Annotated in this window: 19 protein-coding genes; all 19 read right to left on the bottom strand. The window is 45.4% G+C overall.

Annotated elements, in window-relative coordinates; all coding sequences use genetic code 11:
• The 19 genes from SRRS_RS03625 to SRRS_RS03535 all read right to left on the bottom strand — a co-directional run bounded on the left by SRRS_RS03625 (window position 1) and on the right by SRRS_RS03535 (window position 19,584).
• Complete coding sequence (locus tag SRRS_RS03625) at window positions 1–900, bottom strand: phage BR0599 family protein (RefSeq protein WP_371366315.1); 900 nt, start codon at window positions 898–900, stop codon at window positions 1–3.
• Entirely contained in the window at window positions 901–2,118 is a 1,218-nt protein-coding gene (locus SRRS_RS03620; RefSeq protein ID WP_371366313.1) for a hypothetical protein, read from the bottom strand.
• 4 nt (window positions 2,119–2,122) lie between these two features.
• Window positions 2,123–3,025 carry a hypothetical protein gene (locus tag SRRS_RS03615; protein ID WP_371366311.1) on the bottom strand — a complete coding sequence of 301 codons (903 nt, stop codon included), beginning with the start codon at window positions 3,023–3,025 and terminating at the stop codon, window positions 2,123–2,125.
• Between the two features lie 11 nt (window positions 3,026–3,036).
• Complete coding sequence (locus tag SRRS_RS03610; RefSeq protein ID WP_371366309.1) at window positions 3,037–4,494, bottom strand: hypothetical protein; 1,458 nt, start codon at window positions 4,492–4,494, stop codon at window positions 3,037–3,039.
• Between the two features lie 2 nt (window positions 4,495–4,496).
• Window positions 4,497–6,041, bottom strand: coding sequence for a hypothetical protein (locus SRRS_RS03605; protein WP_371366307.1), 1,545 nt, complete (start codon window positions 6,039–6,041; stop codon window positions 4,497–4,499).
• 9 nt (window positions 6,042–6,050) lie between these two features.
• Window positions 6,051–7,031: a hypothetical protein gene (locus SRRS_RS03600; RefSeq protein ID WP_371366305.1), complete on the bottom strand. Its 981-nt coding sequence runs from the start codon at window positions 7,029–7,031 to the stop codon at window positions 6,051–6,053.
• A 66-nt stretch (window positions 7,032–7,097) separates the two neighbouring features.
• Complete coding sequence (locus SRRS_RS03595; protein WP_371366303.1) at window positions 7,098–7,589, bottom strand: hypothetical protein; 492 nt, start codon at window positions 7,587–7,589, stop codon at window positions 7,098–7,100.
• Between the two features lie 57 nt (window positions 7,590–7,646).
• Window positions 7,647–11,321 carry a hypothetical protein gene (locus SRRS_RS03590; protein WP_371366301.1) on the bottom strand — a complete coding sequence of 1,225 codons (3,675 nt, stop codon included), beginning with the start codon at window positions 11,319–11,321 and terminating at the stop codon, window positions 7,647–7,649.
• A gap of 184 nt (window positions 11,322–11,505) precedes the next feature.
• Window positions 11,506–11,976: a hypothetical protein gene (locus tag SRRS_RS03585; RefSeq protein ID WP_371366299.1), complete on the bottom strand. Its 471-nt coding sequence runs from the start codon at window positions 11,974–11,976 to the stop codon at window positions 11,506–11,508.
• A 51-nt stretch (window positions 11,977–12,027) separates the two neighbouring features.
• The gene (locus SRRS_RS03580) at window positions 12,028–13,170 is read right to left on the bottom strand and encodes a hypothetical protein (RefSeq protein ID WP_371366298.1); all 1,143 of its coding nucleotides are present in this window, start codon (window positions 13,168–13,170) and stop codon (window positions 12,028–12,030) included.
• Window positions 13,151–13,588, bottom strand: coding sequence for a hypothetical protein (locus tag SRRS_RS03575; protein ID WP_371366296.1), 438 nt, complete (start codon window positions 13,586–13,588; stop codon window positions 13,151–13,153). Before SRRS_RS03575 ends, SRRS_RS03580 begins: the two co-directional genes overlap by 20 nt.
• A gap of 1 nt (window position 13,589) precedes the next feature.
• Complete coding sequence (locus SRRS_RS03570) at window positions 13,590–13,970, bottom strand: hypothetical protein (protein ID WP_371366294.1); 381 nt, start codon at window positions 13,968–13,970, stop codon at window positions 13,590–13,592.
• A gap of 2 nt (window positions 13,971–13,972) precedes the next feature.
• The gene (locus SRRS_RS03565) at window positions 13,973–14,542 is read right to left on the bottom strand and encodes a hypothetical protein (protein ID WP_371366293.1); all 570 of its coding nucleotides are present in this window, start codon (window positions 14,540–14,542) and stop codon (window positions 13,973–13,975) included.
• The gene (locus tag SRRS_RS03560) at window positions 14,542–15,588 is read right to left on the bottom strand and encodes a major capsid protein (RefSeq protein ID WP_371366291.1); all 1,047 of its coding nucleotides are present in this window, start codon (window positions 15,586–15,588) and stop codon (window positions 14,542–14,544) included. The genes SRRS_RS03565 and SRRS_RS03560 overlap by 1 nt, the downstream gene beginning before the upstream one ends.
• 25 nt (window positions 15,589–15,613) lie before the next feature.
• Window positions 15,614–15,982 (bottom strand): hypothetical protein, encoded by a 369-nt coding sequence (locus SRRS_RS03555; protein ID WP_371366289.1) that lies wholly within the window; start codon window positions 15,980–15,982, stop codon window positions 15,614–15,616.
• Window positions 15,983–16,771 carry a hypothetical protein gene (locus SRRS_RS03550; protein WP_371366287.1) on the bottom strand — a complete coding sequence of 263 codons (789 nt, stop codon included), beginning with the start codon at window positions 16,769–16,771 and terminating at the stop codon, window positions 15,983–15,985.
• Window positions 16,772–16,850: 79 nt separating this feature from the next.
• Entirely contained in the window at window positions 16,851–17,378 is a 528-nt protein-coding gene (locus tag SRRS_RS03545; RefSeq protein ID WP_371366285.1) for an NUMOD4 domain-containing protein, read from the bottom strand.
• Window positions 17,379–17,503: 125 nt separating this feature from the next.
• Window positions 17,504–17,677, bottom strand: a complete 174-nt coding sequence (locus SRRS_RS03540; protein ID WP_371366283.1) for a hypothetical protein — start codon at window positions 17,675–17,677, stop codon at window positions 17,504–17,506.
• Window positions 17,674–19,584, bottom strand: a complete 1,911-nt coding sequence (locus tag SRRS_RS03535; RefSeq protein ID WP_371366281.1) for a hypothetical protein — start codon at window positions 19,582–19,584, stop codon at window positions 17,674–17,676. The genes SRRS_RS03540 and SRRS_RS03535 overlap by 4 nt, the downstream gene beginning before the upstream one ends.
• Window positions 19,585–19,586: the final 2 nt, after the last annotated feature.

The following is a 19,586-nucleotide window of genomic DNA, read 5'->3' as shown; positions in this document are numbered from 1 at the left end:
CTACATGCTTATTGTGCCGATAAAGCCATGGGAGTCCCTCTGGATTACCTGCGAATCAACCCAGTATACGCCCCTGCCAACTTCTTTCTTTTGTGGATCGGTGGGAGGAACGTACAGGCACCCTGTAAAGTTCAATGTATTACTAAAACGTTTGGCACAGGTGGAGAAAAGATGGTCGCAGCCGGGAAATACCAGCACTTCCCCATAAGGCAGTTGCGTAAATGGGTATTTCAATCGAACCCGGTCGCCTTTATGGTCGCTGATGAGCCGCGCGCTGCCATTAAACCGAAAGATTCCATTTGCAAAATAACCGTCAGCATAGGCGGCAAACTGCTGGCTCACAATAGTCAGGCTGTTTAGCACGCTGTCCACGAAGATAGGTATCTTCCAGTCCTCCTCCAGCAGTTGGCAGTTATGGTCATAAACCACATTGTTACAATAAAACTGCCTCATCCCGTTCGGTATTTCCCTGTTGGCCCAGCTCTCCAGAGTAACGGTCAGCGTACAGGCGGAGTCTTCAAAGGTCGCCTGGCCTACCCTGCCGGCATAAATGATATCTTTTTTGCTCTTATCTTGCGCATGGAACCGAAATATGGTCAATGTGATCGGCTTCTCCGGTGGAAAACCCTGAAAGAGTTTAGCAATCGGATTATCCTTAGTTACCGTAACACTCAAAGCTGAGGAGTTTCCTTTACATACCGGTTTTATCGCATTTCTCTCAATGTAGGTGGCATAATAGGTTTCCGTCCGGGTCAATCCATGATCGTTAAACGTAAGCATTACATCATCCTGGTGAGAGGTATAGGTATACGTGCTGATATCATGGGTAAACCGATAGCACTCCACCGGCTGGCCGTCTTGCTGGGAAAACTCATACAAACCAATGTTAGTGTTGGCCATTTATTGATTCACCTCCATCAGGGTAAAAGCGGTATTGGCCACATCCACAGTTTCATAGTTCATGACCATGGCGTCATTGTCGAGCCGGTACCGGCACAGGTAACTGATCATAACGACATTCTTTGTCGACAGCGCAAAAGCCAGCGGCTTTTCCAGCACGACCTTGCCGAAATCGCCGGTATTGTCCGTAGTGTAGCCGGCAATATCTATAATCTGAGCCGTCCCGTCCTTAAAAAAGACGATGGCTTTTTTCCTTCGATTGTTATTCGCATAATATTTCCAGTAAAACGGGTATTTGGTTAGAAATGCGGTATCCCCAGCGCTGGCGCCCGGTTCAATCAATTCAATGTCAGCCAGCCAGGTTGGCGCATAAAAAGAACGCGCTCGCCCTTTCATTCTTGTGAAAAACCTTTGCAGGTTGTTTATTTCGCTGCGACAACTAATCGTATATTCCAACTCTCTGGTTTCTGTAGGCGCAGAGCTCTTGAGGTCATATAAAAAAGCGCCCGACTGGTTATCCAGCCGGTTGGCATTGCGGGAGAATTTTGCGTTCATGTTGTTAACCCAGTTGGGGCTTTTGAGAAATAGCTCATAACCGTTGTGTTCGGCCGGAAGATTCTTACCATGCAGCACTGGCTCTGTTTCGTTATGAAATGCGTCTAAGGCCGTTGGCAATACCGGTGCCTCGGCTTCCCGCATCAATTCGACGCTGATGTTCAGAGAGGTTACGCTACCGGTCATATTTACATAGCTGTCAGACTGGGAAAGTACGCCCCAGGCTACGGGGGATATGGCCACCGTTCCTTTTTCAATATCGGTATCAACTTGTTTACCTAACCCCACTTCGCCACTCGCTGTAAATCCTACTAAAGGGTAATAGGTCCCGCCATATCGATCATTCCGCCATATATTGCAGCCGCTACATCCCCGCCATTGCCAGATGTTCTCGGAATTTAACTTGACCATGGCCTGGCTCTGATACAGCTTGTGTCCCAGTCTATCGGCAGCGTGCCATAGCGGTATTTGAAACATTTGCGTCTGCTGCGCATAGACCAGAGAGCGCAAATATTGGCTTTGCCAGGTTTCAGTACCAATATATTCATAAGATATTCTACGTCGTGGCCGGGTTCTCAAGGCAGCCCTTTGCTCGTTGTTATCCCAGGAAGTGTGAATCTGGGTTAAAAATTCAATGGTTTCCGAGATTTTTACATCAGCCACTCACTCACCCCCACCATGGCGACAAGTCAAATACGCGCTCCCGCGATACCACAACGCCACTTCTGCCCATCCACTGCCAGAGATACCACAGCATCCAAGGCTCATATACGGGCTTGGACATGTCGTTTATTGAAGCAAACACCTGGATCATCAGCAATTTCCCGATAAGGTAGGATTCGGCTTTCCTGTCATCAAGCACTCTTTCTACGACTGTATTGATGTCTTTTTGTAATAACTCAGCCGGGAAATTGCCAGTTGCCGATAAATTGACCATGTGGGCAAATACCAGCGAGCGTATTAAGCCGGTCACATCAGCGTCAATATATTGTAAATCGGCTGCATCGGTATGATTAGCTGCCGGAGTTAATCGTTTGTGCTCGATATGAATATATTCCAAAAGATATTTTTCAAACTCTCCCCACAGGTAAGGTACCATATGGATTTGAATGCTCGGTTCAAACCAATCTCCGCCATCCGTTCCCCGCCGGTACCTCCAGGCTATTAGAAAAGCATCATCCTCAAACTTCCCGGAAATGTGGACGGAAAACTGGTGGCTTTCGAATATCTCCCAGGTGATGCCAAGGTCACTGATGGTTTTAATTTTCTCAACCGTCTTATTGCCATTTGCGTCGGTCACAATAAAATCCCAAGTTCCGAGTTCCCACCAGTACGTCCAGCCGGGCTGCAATACGCTGTATTTGATGATCGTGTTCTTGCCCCAAGGAATACGCAAACTACCCAACTGGTCCCAGGTGATCTCATCGCCGTAGTAATCGGCGAATTGCTTGCCGACATGGCCCAGGTGTTTCAGTTTTACAGAGAGGTACGGCAGCGGGGTCCGTCCCAGTTGACGGTAGTGCCGCATTCCCTGTACGCCGGGTTGTATCCAGCCCCCACGGTCAGCCATAAAATCACCGCCTATTGCTTAACACTAATGCCGTCATAACCAAAGATACCCTTACGGTGGACATGGGGAAATACCTGGTGCAAATTGCCGCTTTGTGGATAGCTGATTTCATACAGCTGCCCGGGTGCAATATTATACAGGGAGATAGCATACACGCCGGGTACGTAGCCAACTTGGCTAAAGTTCCGCAGGGAATCGGGATCGCGCATCACGTACAGCGCCATTGGAAGGTTGACGCTAATGCAGTTGAGTGTGTTGGTATTTCGCCCGGAATCGTCCGCATTTTGGCTCTGCAGGTATCCGTAGTGGGGCACCTTCGGCAGCCAGGAGGCTGTCAGGCAGTCGTTGTTCATAACTCCCAAGGCCAACATTTTGCCGGTGTAGCAGGCCTGGGCGTCAGCCGTATCCGGTCCGCCGCTGGCCCATAACACGCCTGGCATGCGTAAAGGCGCTGCATCGATATCTACTCGTAAAAATGTACTGGAGTATTTAGACATGCCAAATAAGTGATTACTTTCTGATTCCAAAATGCTGACATCCCAGGAGCCCGGAAACATCCGGACGCTGTTTCGGCTGGCTGAATATACCGTGCCTCCATTCCATGCGCCTACTTTATTGGCATTGGCTACCGCAATATGCTGAAAATACCCCGGTTCCAATTCCAGACTAAATAGCAGCAGGTCGCTCGGATCGCTAATCGCATTACAATACAGACGGTAATTGTTGCATGGCTTACAGGGAATGCCGACACCAATGACTTCTTGAGTGGATTTTAACTTTGTAGCATTAGGTTGATCAAACCAGTATCCGCTGATTGGTGTAGAACTATAATTAGTGGAGCATACCAAACCTATGCCATATGCATTATCACTTGTGGCATTTAGTTGAGTCTTGAATATTGGTTTTCCGTTAGCAGACCTAAAGCAAGCATAAATATCGCCTTTCTTGATAGTTAATCGTTTACCATCAACACCTGGCGTAATTATGGTTTGTTTTCTGACAGTAAAATTCCATGTGTTGCCAACCTTAAAGAATGTTGCATTAGGATCATCACCATCTTTAAAATTAATACCCGCCAACACGGTTATGTTTTTTTCTAAGTGGATGAATCCATCTCCAGACGACATATTTACTTCTGCAGACCAAGGGCCGCCGTTTATTCGATATTTTATGGTGCATTCCATATGCAGACTACTGACCACAGTTATTTCCCAAAAATCTTTGTCTTCACCCAAATATTCTTCAGGGCTTTTTATCGCAAAGGAAAACCATGCTTTAGTCGAAGTGTTTCCCGGAGAAGGTATGGCATGTTCTACACCACTTCCCGGGGTTACTACGGTTTCACCGTCTAAAGGGGTATCATCCGTCAGGTTCTCCAAGACAGACCAGCCACTAGCTAATGCAAAGTCTCTCATTTTGGTCAGAACCTCATTAGGGCCAAATAAATTTTCATACATCTGAAAAGCCATTATTACTCCTCCAATCGTATGACACAGTTCATGGTCTCGGATTTCTTGGCAATCCGGCGCTGCGTGGCCAATAGCGTGCCCGGATCGACCACCCGGGTAAAGCCGTGTGGATAGTGAAACTGCCGGCCTTCCCATCCGCAGGGGATGACAAGGTGCATTTTCCCATTAAGCAGCTGCTCGCCATAGCGTGCCACTTTCATGCTCGGCCAGTAGATTCCCTTCAAATCACCCAGGATGGCTCTTTTAGGATTGGCCGTGTTCTCATTCTGCATGAGCCTTACGGGTTCCAGCTGGTACTTAATGAGATGCTCATCCGATGTGTCATAAATATTATTTAACTCCGTTAAGTCCAAGTGGGTTGGATAAATGGTATATCGTAGGCCTGCAGGCTGTTCGGGTTCCTTATTGGCAAAATAGTAAATCGGAACTGAGCCGCCGCTTCTTTCCGATAAAATTTCTTTGGTTATGGCCCAATTAGCAAAACATTTCCAGGTCCCGTCCGGCAGCATGGCCTGCACCTGGGAAAAACAGTCGTTATCATTCCAGGTGCCGCCTGTCCACGGAGCGGCCGCATACATCATATTCCCATGGCTTAGATTGATGTTGCCTAAACCGTAATTAAATTTATATCCGGCTTCCAGTGTTGGATAGCTGGACCCCGGATAGTAGTATGGTTCCACCACCGGTACGGCGCCTGAGTTACTGCCCACAATGACGGCAGGAAAAGCATACTCCGTAGGATTGTGATTCGGCAGCATAAATCCTACATGGGCCACGTCCCAGTAGTCCCTATTCTTTATCACAACGGTCAATCTGTGCCGGTCTTTGACCAGCCACATCGTAGCAGTGCCGTCAATGAAACCGCCTATATCGCAACCGATGGCGGGAAACCCCACGCCAGGGTACGGCGGCGGTGTCCAGTTGATCGGATAGGCGTCTCTTGTGTTGTAGTATTTGATAGGTTTCGGCTTTACCGGCGGCCTGGAGGCACCAGCCAGCTCATCCCAGTTTAACTGCTCGGAATACTGCTTGAACACACCGAAAAAGAGAGCTTGGCTGCTTCCTTCAAATATTTCCGGCGGATCTGCAAATACATAGGTTTGTGTGCCGGCGGCATTTTCTTTGCGAACGCCAACTTTATATTTAAAATCCTTGGTTACTTCATGTTCTTCCCATTCATAGGAGATGGACGGCACTGTTACCCTAAGTCCTGATGTGGTAAAAGGAGTTCCTGGCGGCAAATTTAGTCCATTCTTGCTATATATAAACTTGGAAGTAATAGCGTCTTTATTGCCTAAAACTGATCCTTGAAACCAGTTTTTATAGCTTGACCCTTTGTACATGGCGGCTGACATGAGGCCGATATAAAGTTTTTCGCCCGGCTGCCACCCGTGGGCCCTGAGGATTGTGCCCCGGGGCCACGGTTCATGTCTGACCAGTTCCCATGCATCCTCGCCGTGGATACTGGAAGATGTTGTATAGTTGACAATCAAATCTATAGCCCGGTCAAAATCCCACACCGGCACCTTAACATATGTAGATGGCATTGTCCCCTCCTAAAACCACTCAATGGCAAAATATTCGTCGTTGTCTCGGCGGTGGACGTTGCTAAACACTTTATATGGCCGACCTTCGTGAATTAATGTATCTTTTGCCGCCAGGTCCTCACGGTTGCCAATGAAATAGATGCCGGCCAGTTGTCCAATAACCCCGGCAGGATAGGTTTCATACAACAAGAGAGGAAACATGATCACGTTTTCTATGGTTAAGCTGTTGTCAAGCACAGTCAGTACGTTAGTAGGCTTCGTATTTTGCGGCCAAACACACAGTTTCTCAAATTTAAGGGCCGTTTCACCCGGTCCTTTATTCTGCGCAGCTCGCCAGGTGCCATCCGGCCTGCGGATTCTCAGGGAAGTGGTATCTTGTGCCGGCGTATCAGCAGTTGGTACAGTTCCCAAAGCCCCCAGGCCTCCGTAGGAGTCAGATCCTGGATTCATGAAGCCACTGTGCCCGGCGGAGGTGCTTGACCAGGACTTGCCCTGGATATAGCTGCCGCCTATGGCCAAAGGATATGGGTATTGGCGCTCTACGGCCACGGGTTTGAAAAATCCCATATAACAGCACTCGTACTGAGTGGATAACTGGATTATCAAAATGAATCGGGACGTGGTGGCTGTTAGCCAGCAATTCAGGCGTGAAGTCTCAACCAGGGGTATAATGGGTAGATATTTATGGTAGATTGCTCCCGGCTGCTCTTCCCACTCCAGGCCGGAATCGTATCCGGCAAACCCATTGAGAACGATAGCGGCATCCGTGCCGGCAGCACCGCTAGATTCTATCTTTATTCCGATATATATTTCATCTTTACCGTCGCCCACGCCCTTCAGAATAGCTTTATCCGTTATGGCTTCCACGGTGGCGGGTCGGATCAGCGTCCATTGGTTATTCGTTCCGAAGTTTTTGGGATCGGTCAAGAAGGTTATTACTGTTTTGACTAATTCCAGAGAACTATTAGCAACAAACTCTATTGCGGCCATGGGATACCTCCTTTTTTGGGGCATAACAAAACCCCCGGTGTTATTCCGGGGGTTTAACTAATTTGTTTATTTTTCGGTTGCAATGACTTCTTTCCATTCGTTTAAAATATATTCTCTTAGGACTATAACTGGTTGCCATCCATTTACAAGTTCAGTTCTTATTGCAATTCTTTTGGCGTTTTTAAACTCATCAACTAAATCTTTATCAATGGAGGCTTTTGCATGATACGAATATATGAAAGGTTCTCCTGTTGGGATTGCTTGTATATTTTGGATACTAAATTTACGTGATGGGTTATTATCTACTTTAATTTCAATAGTAGTTTTTGCAAGAGCAAACTCTTTTGTTGTACGTTTATTAATAGAAATTTCATATTCAACTGAATCTAAGTTTATAATCTTAGTCAACAAAATTGAATCAATTTGTCCCGCAACATCATTTTGACTGCTGATTCTCTGACCTTGAGTAAAATCATCTGTACCTTTCGTTAAATGAGCGTTAGCTACACCCATTCCTAACATTATAATTAAACTTAGAACGATCCCAATCCGCTTCAAATCCATCACCTTTTTTGCTTTTACTGTACCATTTTTTACTAGATTAAGTCAAATTTATCATCGAATATTTAATACCCGCCTAATAGTTCCGGCATCGTCTTTAATGTAGTTCAGTAAAGCTTTTTTACCTTCCCTAGTTTGTATGAATTTACCCATTATGTTTGGATCAAGGATATTCATAATACTAAGTGGTATTGTTGCACTTGAACTATTACTATTGTTATTTACTAACGAGATCAATTCCTGTGGACCTTTGATGTTTTCTCCCGAAAGTGAGCCGCCAGCAGCAAAACGAGGAATCATTCCTGTTGGAACAAGCCCGTTGTTTAGTCGCTCAAGAAATGCCGAACCATACTTTCTCACAGCAGCCCCGCGCATAACAAATTCCCCGTTGGCGATACGAACAAATTTTTGCAAGCTTCCAACCCAGGCAAGGATACTGTCAGACGTTTCAGTACCTGGACCGTTAACCTTGCCACTATCCATACTACCACCTTCGGCAAAGGAACCATCTACTTTTAACGGACCTTGTACAGGCGTTCCATTAACAGTTGGTCTAGAATGAGAAGGTAACCCCAAGCCAAACATTTCCATAAAGCGTTTAGTCATTTCTTGTGCATATATTTTTTGAATAGACTGCAAAACAGTTATTGCTAAATTTCTAACAGCATCGCCGAGATTTTTGCACTCAATTATGCCTCGTTCGAAAAAATCAAGTAGACCATCTTCTAAGGCTTGTTTACTGGCTTGATGTATTTTATCGAGAATCGTAGGTGTTTTAGATAATTCCCGATTTAGCTCAGCCGCTTTTGAAAAGTTTATAGCATCTGTCATATTTCCATTAGCTTGTGCTTCAACAGCTTGCTTATAATACTGCGAAGCTTTCTCTGCTGCCTTAGCCCTTGTCGCCGTATCAATCTTATCCTGCTTCTGCATATTAGTCAAACTACGGTCAGCATTGATCATGGCGATTTCGTTCTGCAGTTCTGCGTCGATGCGGGCAATTACGGCATCGGCAAAATCATTAACGGATTTCACAATCTGTCGGAGCAAGGCCTTTGCAGCATTGGATAGCTCTGTTCCTTCCCCGGCCTCTTTCGCAATCCGCTGTAGCTCGGCAATTATTTTGTCTGTCTTGGCCTTATACTGAACCGAATACTCGTCAGTAACATCAGCAGCTTTTTTCGTGCCGGTAGCCAATTCATTCATTAGGGTTTCTTGGGTGGTTACCAGTTGGCCGTTAGCAAGTTCAAGATCATTTTTGGCTTGCTCAAAATCAGCTTGGGCCTGTTTAATATCATACCACTTGTTTACTGTGTTTACCGCACCAGCCTGACCTTCGGCCTGAAGCTTCGTTACAAGTGCTTGCTTCTCCCTTGCGTTACGCAGCCGGTTGGCCTCTGCTGTTTTACCTTGTGCCTCAAGGAGTTGTACTTCCATATCGCTGACTTTATCCAGCAATTCCTTTTGTGCTTGTGCATCCTCAAAACCTAACTGTTGTAAGGCTTGAGCTAGTTTATCTCGGGCAGCGGCAATTTCCGTCCCCTTCTGAACAATTTGCGTCTGAAGATTTATTGGGTCTTCGATACTAGATAGGTTATTATTCTTTGATAACTCTTCTAGGTGCTGCCGTTCCTCTTCCAGTTGTGCAATCTGCGCCTCAGCAATTGCCCTAGTAATAAATGCAGTTTTCCTTGAATATTCGGTCCGACCAATGGCCGGTAATTCTTCGCTGGTAAAACCGCCTTCCGTTGCTTGTTTGCGCTGATCTAGGCTTGTCTGTTGTTTTTGTAAATCGTTGATGTAAGCTTGCAGGGTTTGATTGCTGATAGCTTCAGCTAAAGCTATTTTGGCTTTTGCCAAGGCTTCCGCATCATCCTTTTGATTTTTAAGAGTCAGGTCTCCCTGGCCTGATGTTTGAAGTCCTTTGCCGCTCATATCTAGATCAAGGTGCGGCCCCCAATTGGCAATAGCTTCCGGACTATTCGATGCACGTTGCTTCACTTCATCAGTAACCGCAATGCCAAAATCCTTGGCGAGTGCTATTATACGCTGCCGAGTTGCTGGATCTTCCATTCCCTGAACAGAAATATCAGCTTTTGTTCCACTAACATGGCCTCCCCATTCTCTAAGACCACTTGTAACAGTTACTGCGCCGCCTTTAAAACTTGGATCAATTTCCGCAAGAGCATTAAGTGCAGTAATAAATTTTTCTAATTTATTGAAAGCTGCTTTATCCATCCCTGCAAGATTGACGTCGGGGTTGACGTTATATACCGGAGCCCGATTATATATCGAATTAGGGTCTTTGTCCTTGCCAATGCGATTTGCAAGGTTGGTTGATTGCTCCCAATCTTCTTTTTGTTTAAAATAATTATTTTTTGCTTCGCCAGCTTTATTTAAGTTCTCATATAGCTTAAAAGCTTGATCGGCTGCAAAACCAATAGCTACAGCCAGAAGTCCCCAGCCAGTCGTAACCAAAAGAGATTTGATTACAGTGCCCGTGGTTATTAGAGTTGCCTGAAATGCTCCGCTTGTTGCTACCAGCATTCGAAAAACAGAAAGCTGATATTGAAGTTGTAACAAAACATCTGCCAGAATCGGACGTAGCCTACTGATTGCCATCCAGGCTAATATCGTAAAAGATACCTGAGCAGCATTATCAAGGATCAATTTTATAATACTCAACAATACCGACGCTGGTCCAGATGCCAGTCTTGCTAAAGTTACGGAAAATTTTACACCATCACGTAACAGTCCTGCTATATATGTACTAACACTCTTAAAATCATCAATCAACTCTGGGTTTAACTTTACTGTTTTGAGAGTCTGCCCGGTTTTAGTTACTATCGTCTCAGTAACCAATAACCGATCTGTAATTGCGTCCAGTCCTTGCTTAAGTAGATCAGTAAACGGTTCAGCGCCCTTTGCACTGACCTGTTGGAACACAGTTGCTAACCGATCTATTTTTCCCTTTAGTGTATCAGGATAGAGCTTAACAATCTCAGCAAAACCACTGAGCTTATCTTCCAGATATTTAAATAACCCTCCAGCACTCTGCTTGGCCTTCTCAATATCAGCGTTGGTAATGCCGAGTGATCGGGCAACTTGGGAATTCTGATCAATGTTTCCGCTAATCATGCTTCGGAGTTCTTGGATTACCTGCATTCCTTCATTGCTAACCCCAACCATCATTGTTTTGACTGCTTTAGTTCCAATAACGGTAAAATCAACAATTTCCTTCATGTTCATTTTTTGGGTTAAGCCAGCACCAACAACTGCCTGAAAGGTTTCGGTTAGTTCGTTTAGCGGTAACCCGATTTGACCGCTCGCCTGCGTTAAATCACTTATGGCCTTGTTGCTAAGAGCAAGAGCATCAGGCAGCTTCGTAGCCTCGCCATTTAACTTAGTCATGCTCATGAGCACGCCGGCAATCCCTAGTCTGCTTATTTCAGTTTGCTTTTCAAAATTAATTCCTGGCTTAACAAGTGCAGTGAAGGCTTCTTTTATCTTATTTAATACCAGAGTTATTCCGCCAGCAACAATTGTTACATTCGCCAGCTTTTGCCCTAAAGACTCGGCGCTTTTACCGGCCTGATTTAAACTATCAGAACCGCCCTTACCGGATGCGCTGATTGTGTTACCGCTTTGTTTCGCCGCTCCGGCCACCTGTTTCAGGGCGGCTATGGCCTGAGCATTTTCTGCCGATATTGTTATTTGTATTCTTGCCACGCCTACCCCTCCACAAGTTTAGAAATATAATTATCCATATCGTTCTTATCAGCCCAGACTGCGGCGCGCACATCATACATATAGTCAACACGCGCTTGAACGGCATCAGCATAGAAAAAGAGCATCTGCTCCAGCGTGTAGTTCATTATCTCGCTGAATTGATGCCCTTCTCTTTTTAAAGTTTTTACGATTTGGTTCCAGGTTGTGCCTTTTCCTTGATCCGCGCCATAATCGGTCGCAGAGTTTTCGTAAAAAAACCGAGATGCCGCTCTACTATAGTCAATAGAATTTGGCAAGCCTCTTCCACGTTTGGACCTTTTTCTTCGTCAAGGAAGAATTCTTTGGGTTGCCTGCAGTAGATCGCTAAAACGTCTACAACCTCATCGAAATGAGATTCAATGAATTCATTGACCTTATTTACAACCATATCATCAATTTCTAAAGTAGCCATTCCGTCAGCCTGCTCTCCCGCTTCAACCTGAATGCCGTTTCTGGCTTCTAGCAGAGCAAAAACGCCCACTCCAATCGAATTAATCAATGAAACTACTTTAGGTAATTTTGCAAAGGAAAACGGCTTAATGACAACGATTTCCCCGCTGTCCAAGGTAATATCGTAATCCGGAATTAAAATATCCAGATCGTTTTTTTCAGACATGCTCATTCCTCCTATAAAAACAATTAAAAGAGCCGCCGTAGCAGGCGGCCATTACATTACTTTAACCAGTTTATAAAACGGCTCATCCGGATGATCCTGACGATCCGAAATGCAGGTAGCCTGAATAGGATATGAGCCAAACTCTGTACCGATCAGTCCTGTTAAATCGCCGTTGGGCTTCATACTGACCTTCCAGAATTCGCCATTATAGCATGGCCCCTTGTTCGGGTCGCCGATAAACAACAAGCGTCCTTCAATCCGGCCTGCAATAGCCCCCATTATCTTAGGGAACTTACCTTTAGCTACATGATAGCTAGCGACAACCTTGGTGTTTTCCGGAATAGTCGATGTCGGTAAAATATTGACAATGCCGGCGCGGGCCTCGACTTCATAAACATGGTAGTCGCGGCCTTTTACATACGCGCCGCTGGCTGCCGTTGCCGTAAACTTGTAGATTTCATTTGATACAAATTTCTGTCCAGCAGCAGCGTTGAATTGAACTGTGATTCCTTTCTCTAGGACTTGCGCGGAGCCGTCCACTTCGATGTCTGCGCTGTAAGTACCCGCGACAGAGCCTTTCGTCCACTGGAACTTGCAGCCGGCAATATCGCCGGCAGTTGTATTGGCGGCAGTAATTCGGATATAGTAATCCGCCGATTCCGTTCCCGTGTATGCCCCCCCTGTGGTCAGCGTCCCGTCAGAAGCGTTATTTGTCATCATTGCAGCCGCACTGATCGCTGCCGGCGTTGCGTTCAGCGGTGTAAGAATAACATCGGAAATATTATAGTGCGGCACGCGAAGTACGGAATCCGGTGATACCGTATAGATCTCGCCGGCAACGGTTTTCTCTTCCTGGGTTTCCACTCCCGCTTCGCCGTACAGGCCCATGGACAAATTGGCTGGGTCATATTCGGTGAAGGTCATGGCGATCCGGGCAGCGACTTGTGTTGTAACTTCCGCCATAAGTTCTCTTGCCCGATTCATGCTAGAATTTTTGGCAATGCTTGTTACTTCCGTGGTCAAATTAAAGGCATCCACGTTGCCGCAATGATGCAGTATCCCGGTAGGTACTCCTTGTCGGTCAAAGCGCTCAAAATATATGGTACCTGCCCCCAGCATCAAGTCCTCGGCATTGGAGCCGGACTTTGTCGCAAATAATTGTAGGTCAAGTGAGTCAAGCTTGAATTCGTTCATATTTGCTTTTCCTCCATTCAATTGTTAATATTACGCGGCATCCAAAGCTTGGCCGCGTGATTGTTCCCGCTGAAGCAATACCCGGACAATCGATTTTTGCTGCCAGCTTCAGGTCTTGAAGCAGCTTATCTGACCATTCCCGCAAACAGCTTAAAACCGCCATTTGAGCATCATGCTGCTGCTGATAGACGTCATCAGCTTCCACCTCATCAGATAAAACCCATAGATCCACCCATAAAGTTATGTCACCACTATTCGAATTATGGACTGATAAATTAGCTTCCTGATCCCATTGCACTTCACAACAGGGATATTCTTTGGCGCTGCCTTTGCTTCCAGGGTATACATACCAGTCAGCAAAGGCCGGCCGCAGGGCAAGGAAGTCGCTCAAATGTTTAGCTACTGGCCACCAGTACATGTCAACACCGTCCTAAGGGAATTGATACCGGGTATTTCATCTTTTGACTACCGCCGCCTAATAGGGTTTTCGCTGTTACCTGGCTTTCGAGCTCAGCTACTCGCTTGGCGTAGATCCGGCGCTTAAGCTCATAGGCATCGGCTTCATTCTCGCCGCCGGCACCGTTATTCATAGAGGCATTGAGAGCAATCGACATGAGCGCATAACACATGGCCAGCATTTTAATCTGATACGGAGCTGGAACGGGAATCCGGGCAGGATCGACGTCAAGCCGCAGGGCCAAGTCCTCAATATACTGAGTGCTGTCAGCAATGTCTTCCTGTTTGATAAGTCCTTTTAAGAGTTTGTCTCTCACTTCAAATGGATCAAAATAGGCTATCATGATCAAACACCTCCGATCTGCTCAAGCTGGGCAGCCAAATCACGCATGGCATTATCAAAAATGGCCTGGATTTGTGTTGGCGCTGCGTCAGCGGCTTCGTATAGAAACTGATCTTTTTTAATCCCTGGATTGGTTACACCGAAGGCATAAGTAAAGCCACCTTCATGGAATCGGCCAAAAGGGGCTGAGCGCCAGTTAGCGGTATTCGGTGAGGTGGCAAACCGTAGCATTTTTTTGTTTTTGGGAAAGATATTGAAAGCCTTATGGTGTGGGCCGTAAAGCCCTGACCCCTCATGCAGATAGCGAATATGCGGCGCTGTTGCTTCATCCAGGTATACAATACCGTCACCTGTATTTTTATCAAAGGTATAACGGATGGCCCTGTCGGTTTCGCCGGTAATGGTCCGAAATTTGTGCTTTGCCCTGGCAAGCTGAACAATTAGCCGCAGCGACTTTCCCATGGCCGACTTCATAACCTTTTCAGATACTTCCGGGGCCTTTTCTGCCATGAGCAGCAAAGCTTTATAATCCAGGCTAAAACTTACGGCAGCTCCGTCACGACGATCTGACATTAGGCTACGTCTGCAATAAATACAGAATCAATGCTCTCAAAAGATGGCAGACAGACAGCTGAAACAATGGTCAAAGCATTTACCGGATGTTCCTCAACGTAAGTGGTTACAGCCACGCCGGTATTCACAATTTCAACTTTTGCCCTTGACTTGCCGCTCATAAGATCTGCTTCTTCCGGAGTTGTACCAAAAAAGGTATTGCCAAGATTGCCTTCGGGAATTAGGGTAAACACATCATCGGGGAAGAATGGCTCGGAATTGCCGCCGACCTCGGTTAAATATTTCTTATTGTATACGGCCACCGTCAAACCGATTTTATCCACCAGGTACTGCTGCAAAAGCTTATCGGTCATTATGATATTTTGTCCACCGGAGGGATTCATGTCAAGCTTAATCTTTTTATTTTTCATGAGATAATTCCATGTCTTACGGGTACAAATTGCCCGGGTTGGGCGAATGCCTGTATCTTCTTCGATAAGATCCTGCCATTCTTGAATATTGGCTATCGGATCGGAGTTTTCGACATCCGACCACACTGCAGTACCTGTAAGTGCCTTTTTATGACTGGCTTTGAATTTATAATCGTAATCATAAGGAACACCATTTGCAGAGACAGAGATGGTACCGCTATATAGCAGCTGCATGCGCATGCGCTCGGCAACTACGTCACTGCCATTAATCAAATTCGTTATATCGTCGTAGATATTAGCCAAAATTGGTTTGACAACTTCATTGTTAGAGGCGCTCACTGCCATAAGCAGCTGCTGGCGCTCCTTTTCGCCAATGCGCATAGACTCACGGAAAAACGGCATTTCGGTCTCAAGCTTCGAAACACCAATGCGGTCCCGTAAAGTTGCTTTAGTATCAAAGGCGGCCGACGCCAACATTACCGGCAGGCTTTTGCTGCCTTTAAACCATTCTAAGTTTAAGCCCAGACGCTTTTTGTTAGGGAAAAGCACACTGCCTAGATACGGAATTTTGTTCGACGTGGTTTCTGTGTAGTACGTAGCAATTTCCTTAGGGTTTATTAAATCAAAAATATCCATTAAGTAAATTCCTCCTCGCGGTTAATTATTTTAAAAAGGTAATTCGACCTTTAAGAGCGGTTACTGCAGCTGGATCGGGAGCAGTTGGCAACTTAGCTACGTTAATAAAGCCATGAATAATCATGGCACCGGCATGCGGACCATACGTTACATCGACGTCATTAAACAAAACGCCTTCCGCATCAGCATCATTTTGAACATTGACCTTAGTACCAGGATTAGCAAGTGCACTGCTGCCGTTTCCGCCAATTATCGTGCCGGCCGGGATGATTTTTTTACCATCAGAATTGGCAACAACCCCAGCATCATCCATCGTTACAGCTACCGCTACGTAGTGGTCTGGAAATTTTAATATCTCTTTTTTGTTCCCAAAGTCTGTTTGTGTAAATTTCATTTATCTCGCCCCTCCAAAATATATTTCAGCCCCTTTTGCGTCTGGCTGAGTGACGGATTTAGCAAGTTCTTTACCCAGGCTTCCACTTGTTTCTTTGTCGCCGGCTCCGCCGCCATTGCTGCCCCCGCCCGGGTTCTGGGAATTTACCGCCGCCCAAGCGTTGCCGGTCAGCCATCCTTTGATACCATCATCAACACTGGATTCTTTGCCGTCAGCGGCGGTAAAGGTAAGGCTGTCGTCTTCACTAACTTTGAGATTGCCTAATAACAGTTTTGCTATCTCCTGTGGGTTATGGACTTTACCAGTTAGACCGGCAATGACAGAATTAGTTTTCAAAAGATCATGCCGACGACTGCGCTCCTCGGCGATGGCCGTATCTTTCTCTCCCATTTCCTTTTTGTACTTTTTATCGAGAGCATCGTATTTACGCTGGAGAGCAGCATCTGCGCCTTTTGCTTTGGAAATGGTTTCAAGCTCAGCGTCTAAATCCTCAACATCTTCATCAATGCCCAGGTGAGTCATAATTTTTGAGTATTTTTCTTGGGCTGTTTTTAAAGATTTTTCGGTTTCGGTTAATTTGGTACGCACTGTTTTGTTATCTGTGGTCTTTCGCTCAATTTCAGTGCGGTAAGCCACTTCCATGGCCTCGACAGTAGCAGCATACTTAGCGCCGTCTGGCTGCTTCCTGAGAAATTCTAACAGAGCTTCTTTAGTAACGGCATCGTTAAACAATTGTAACTTGAACAAATTTAATTTAAACGGTGGACGCCGAATTTGTTTATTTTTCAAAATGATTCCTCCTTTGTTTAAAAGCATAAAAAATACGCCTTTCGGCGCTACGTTTATTGCGGACACTTACGCATCCGGATCACGCTCCTTTCTTAGATATAAATTTAAATTGATATCCTCGACTGGTTTTATATTTACCCGATAAGCAATGAGTTATATGGGTACGATTAACTCCCAAACTTCTTCCAGCTTCAGCAATAGATTTAAAAAACAATATTTCTCCATTATTAGGGGAAATTGCCAATATTTCTTTTTCCATTGCAATCGGGCTTAAAAGATTATTCTCGCGCTGGTGCTTAATATTATCATGTTTGGTAACCCATTCTAGGTTAGTAGCATCATTATTTGTCTTGAGCCCATCTTTATGATTGACTTCAGGTAATAAAGATTCGTTGTTTAAAAATGCGATCGCAACTAACCTATGAACCTTGTATTCTGTTCTCTTCCCGTTTCGTGATAGTCGAATCTTAGGATAACCATAAGCATCTAATCCCTGTTTCATTATGCAAGACCGTTTTTGCTTGCGGTAATCTAAGCATTTGATTCGCCCCATATTGCTTACCTGATATATTCCTTCATATCCCATCACATCTTTCCATATCTCCAAATTGACCTTCTCCTTTGATTTTTGCAAATAAAAAAGAGAAGGTAGCAGGTAATTATCCTGCAATCCTTCTCAAATCACACAATTAAGCGGCAATAGAAAAACCGCCCAACATCACACTAGGCGGTTTACTTCAGGTTTGCCCTGGTCTCCTGTATTAAGTTGCCATCCTTATCCAGTTCCCGAATCACTGCGAAGGACGCGAGCTTTTTATCAACAGGATTCATATCACTGTCAAAATAATAAATTTCAGACGAAACACCACCACTTGGTGTAGGCCCTTTATGAATCTCTTTCATCATAAATCAAGTGCCTCCTTGATCCATTTTGACCGATTAGGAAATGTAGTTTTAAATGCTTGGCAAATACACGGATTGAGATACTGAGCAATGGCGTCAGCAAAATCTTCAACCGGACTATTAGCTGCGGTAGCATAATCAGAGCAATATTTGTGACCTGATAGTACTTTATCTTTTTCAATTATATCATGCCACAAATTGGAAGTCGAGATCCTTTGTATATTGTTCTTAACCCCTTGTATCTGGTCATAGTTATGGCCAGCTTCATGCGCTATCGTATGATCTTTGAAAAAATCGACCTGCTGCTTTTTAAATTTCTTATAATCCTCTTCGGATACTTTGCCTTTTGCCATAAGGCAATTTTTCTCAGCAAAAACGACAATGCGCCCATTCCCGCCCACTGCAAAGGAAAAAAAGTTCTTTATCCGATATGTTTTCTCCCAGTATTCATCATGCGGATTTCGGTAATCCACAATCTGTATTTCTTTGACGGTTTGTCTAAGGTCATCTGGGAGAGAATCAATTCCCTCTTTTACATCTTCTATGGTTAGCGGCTGTACTTTTTTATTCAGTTGCGTAGGACACACAATGTTAATATTTTTGTACTTTTCAATGGTGCCTGGCCGGTCTTGATCGCCATAAAACTGATAGGATGCAACCTTTTCCGGAGGAGAAGATTCTAAGGCCGGCTGTAAATCAGCAAACTCCGCCTTGTTCAGCCGGGATGCCGGATTCTCAAAGCCGCTCCAACCACGCAAGAGCTTCTGCCAGTCGGTACCCCTTTCATAGGCTTTAGCCCCATCGATACCGAATAAAGCTTTTCTCTGTTGATCGGTAAGGGTATCAATATACTTCCTTGCACCATCCGGGGTAAACGGTGCGCTGATGTCAACCTCATCGAAGTAAACGACCTCTAAACTACACATACAATGCGGATGTCGTGGAATAGAGGGCACTTTATCTTTTGGATAGATCCCTTTCCCATAGCCGACATCCATATTGGCACATACGTCGCATTGATCAAACGGCACGTATTTATGCCGGTTACTTAGTACCCACCGATAACCAAAGACCAGTTCGTCATTCTGGGTTTCCAGGATAAAACCGTCAAACCAGGCACGGCTGTTTTCAGACCGTGCAATCCGGTCCGCATAAAATCTGGATTTTTCCTGGACGGCAGCCCATACTGCCTGATCCAGAGCAATTGTATTCAGCTTGCCAGTTGCTTTGACTATTGCCTCAGCTTCTTTAAACAGTTTTTTATAGGTCAGCATCAAATCGGTATTAGGAGTGCCTGCTGCGTTTCGATTTGTGATTTTATCCATATTGGACTTGGCTGCAGCTAACGCCTTGTTAAATTCCTTGAGGTCTGTAACATTACCGGTAGCTACGCGCCGGGCAGAGTCCTTCAGCCGCTGGAGATACTTTGGCAATTCCGCCGGCTGAATCACATGCTTACCGGTATTGTACCCGTCATAGAGCTGCATAGAGAGCTTTTCCAGACCTTGTTGTTTATTCAATGAGGTCTGAATTGTGCTGACGATAGCTTGACGCATAGCTTTTTCGGTCCCATGTAAGCGAGCAGATAAAGTCATTTTGTCATGAGACCAGGGAATTTTGCTAAGGCTCTGTATAATCCGCTCCTGTGCAGCTGCGTCAACACGAATGGAGGTAGATATGCCGTAGCCGGCCAACGCCATTTTATATATGGAATTTGCAATGCCATCCGCCATAACCTCGGTGTATTGGCCTTGCTTTAATGCCATATCCACGGCTTTACTGACCGCAACCCCGTTGGCCAATAGCTCCCTAATCGAATTAACCAGCAAGTTTCCTTCTGCATCCAGGCTATCGCCGTATTCTTTCAATGCAGCCAACAAAGCCGTTACATATTCTTTGCGCTTAGCCATAA

The organism is Sporomusa rhizae (assembly GCF_041428845.1).
In the GTDB taxonomy this organism is placed as follows: domain Bacteria; phylum Bacillota; class Negativicutes; order Sporomusales; family Sporomusaceae; genus Sporomusa; species Sporomusa rhizae.
This window is presented reverse-complemented; position numbering and strand designations above follow the sequence as displayed.

Excerpts from the sequence above, each read along its gene's own strand:
- SRRS_RS03575 (WP_371366296.1), bottom strand. The coding sequence starts at position 13,588 with ATGTACTGGTGGCCAGTAGCTAAACATTTGAGCGACTTCCTTGCCCTG.
- SRRS_RS03570 (WP_371366294.1), bottom strand. The coding sequence starts at position 13,970 with ATGATAGCCTATTTTGATCCATTTGAAGTGAGAGACAAACTCTTAAAA.
- SRRS_RS03615 (WP_371366311.1), bottom strand. The coding sequence starts at position 3,025 with ATGGCTGACCGTGGGGGCTGGATACAACCCGGCGTACAGGGAATGCGG.
- SRRS_RS03600 (WP_371366305.1), bottom strand. The coding sequence starts at position 7,031 with ATGGCCGCAATAGAGTTTGTTGCTAATAGTTCTCTGGAATTAGTCAAA.
- SRRS_RS03565 (WP_371366293.1), bottom strand. The coding sequence starts at position 14,542 with ATGTCAGATCGTCGTGACGGAGCTGCCGTAAGTTTTAGCCTGGATTAT.
- SRRS_RS03540 (WP_371366283.1), bottom strand. The coding sequence starts at position 17,677 with ATGATGAAAGAGATTCATAAAGGGCCTACACCAAGTGGTGGTGTTTCG.
- SRRS_RS03555 (WP_371366289.1), bottom strand. The coding sequence starts at position 15,982 with ATGAAATTTACACAAACAGACTTTGGGAACAAAAAAGAGATATTAAAA.
- SRRS_RS03560 (WP_371366291.1), bottom strand. The coding sequence starts at position 15,588 with ATGGATATTTTTGATTTAATAAACCCTAAGGAAATTGCTACGTACTAC.
- SRRS_RS03580 (WP_371366298.1), bottom strand. The coding sequence starts at position 13,170 with ATGAACGAATTCAAGCTTGACTCACTTGACCTACAATTATTTGCGACA.
- SRRS_RS03610 (WP_371366309.1), bottom strand. The coding sequence starts at position 4,494 with ATGGCTTTTCAGATGTATGAAAATTTATTTGGCCCTAATGAGGTTCTG.
- SRRS_RS03605 (WP_371366307.1), bottom strand. The coding sequence starts at position 6,041 with ATGCCATCTACATATGTTAAGGTGCCGGTGTGGGATTTTGACCGGGCT.
- SRRS_RS03625 (WP_371366315.1), bottom strand. The coding sequence starts at position 900 with ATGGCCAACACTAACATTGGTTTGTATGAGTTTTCCCAGCAAGACGGC.
- SRRS_RS03535 (WP_371366281.1), bottom strand. The coding sequence starts at position 19,584 with ATGGCTAAGCGCAAAGAATATGTAACGGCTTTGTTGGCTGCATTGAAA.
- SRRS_RS03585 (WP_371366299.1), bottom strand. The coding sequence starts at position 11,976 with ATGTCTGAAAAAAACGATCTGGATATTTTAATTCCGGATTACGATATT.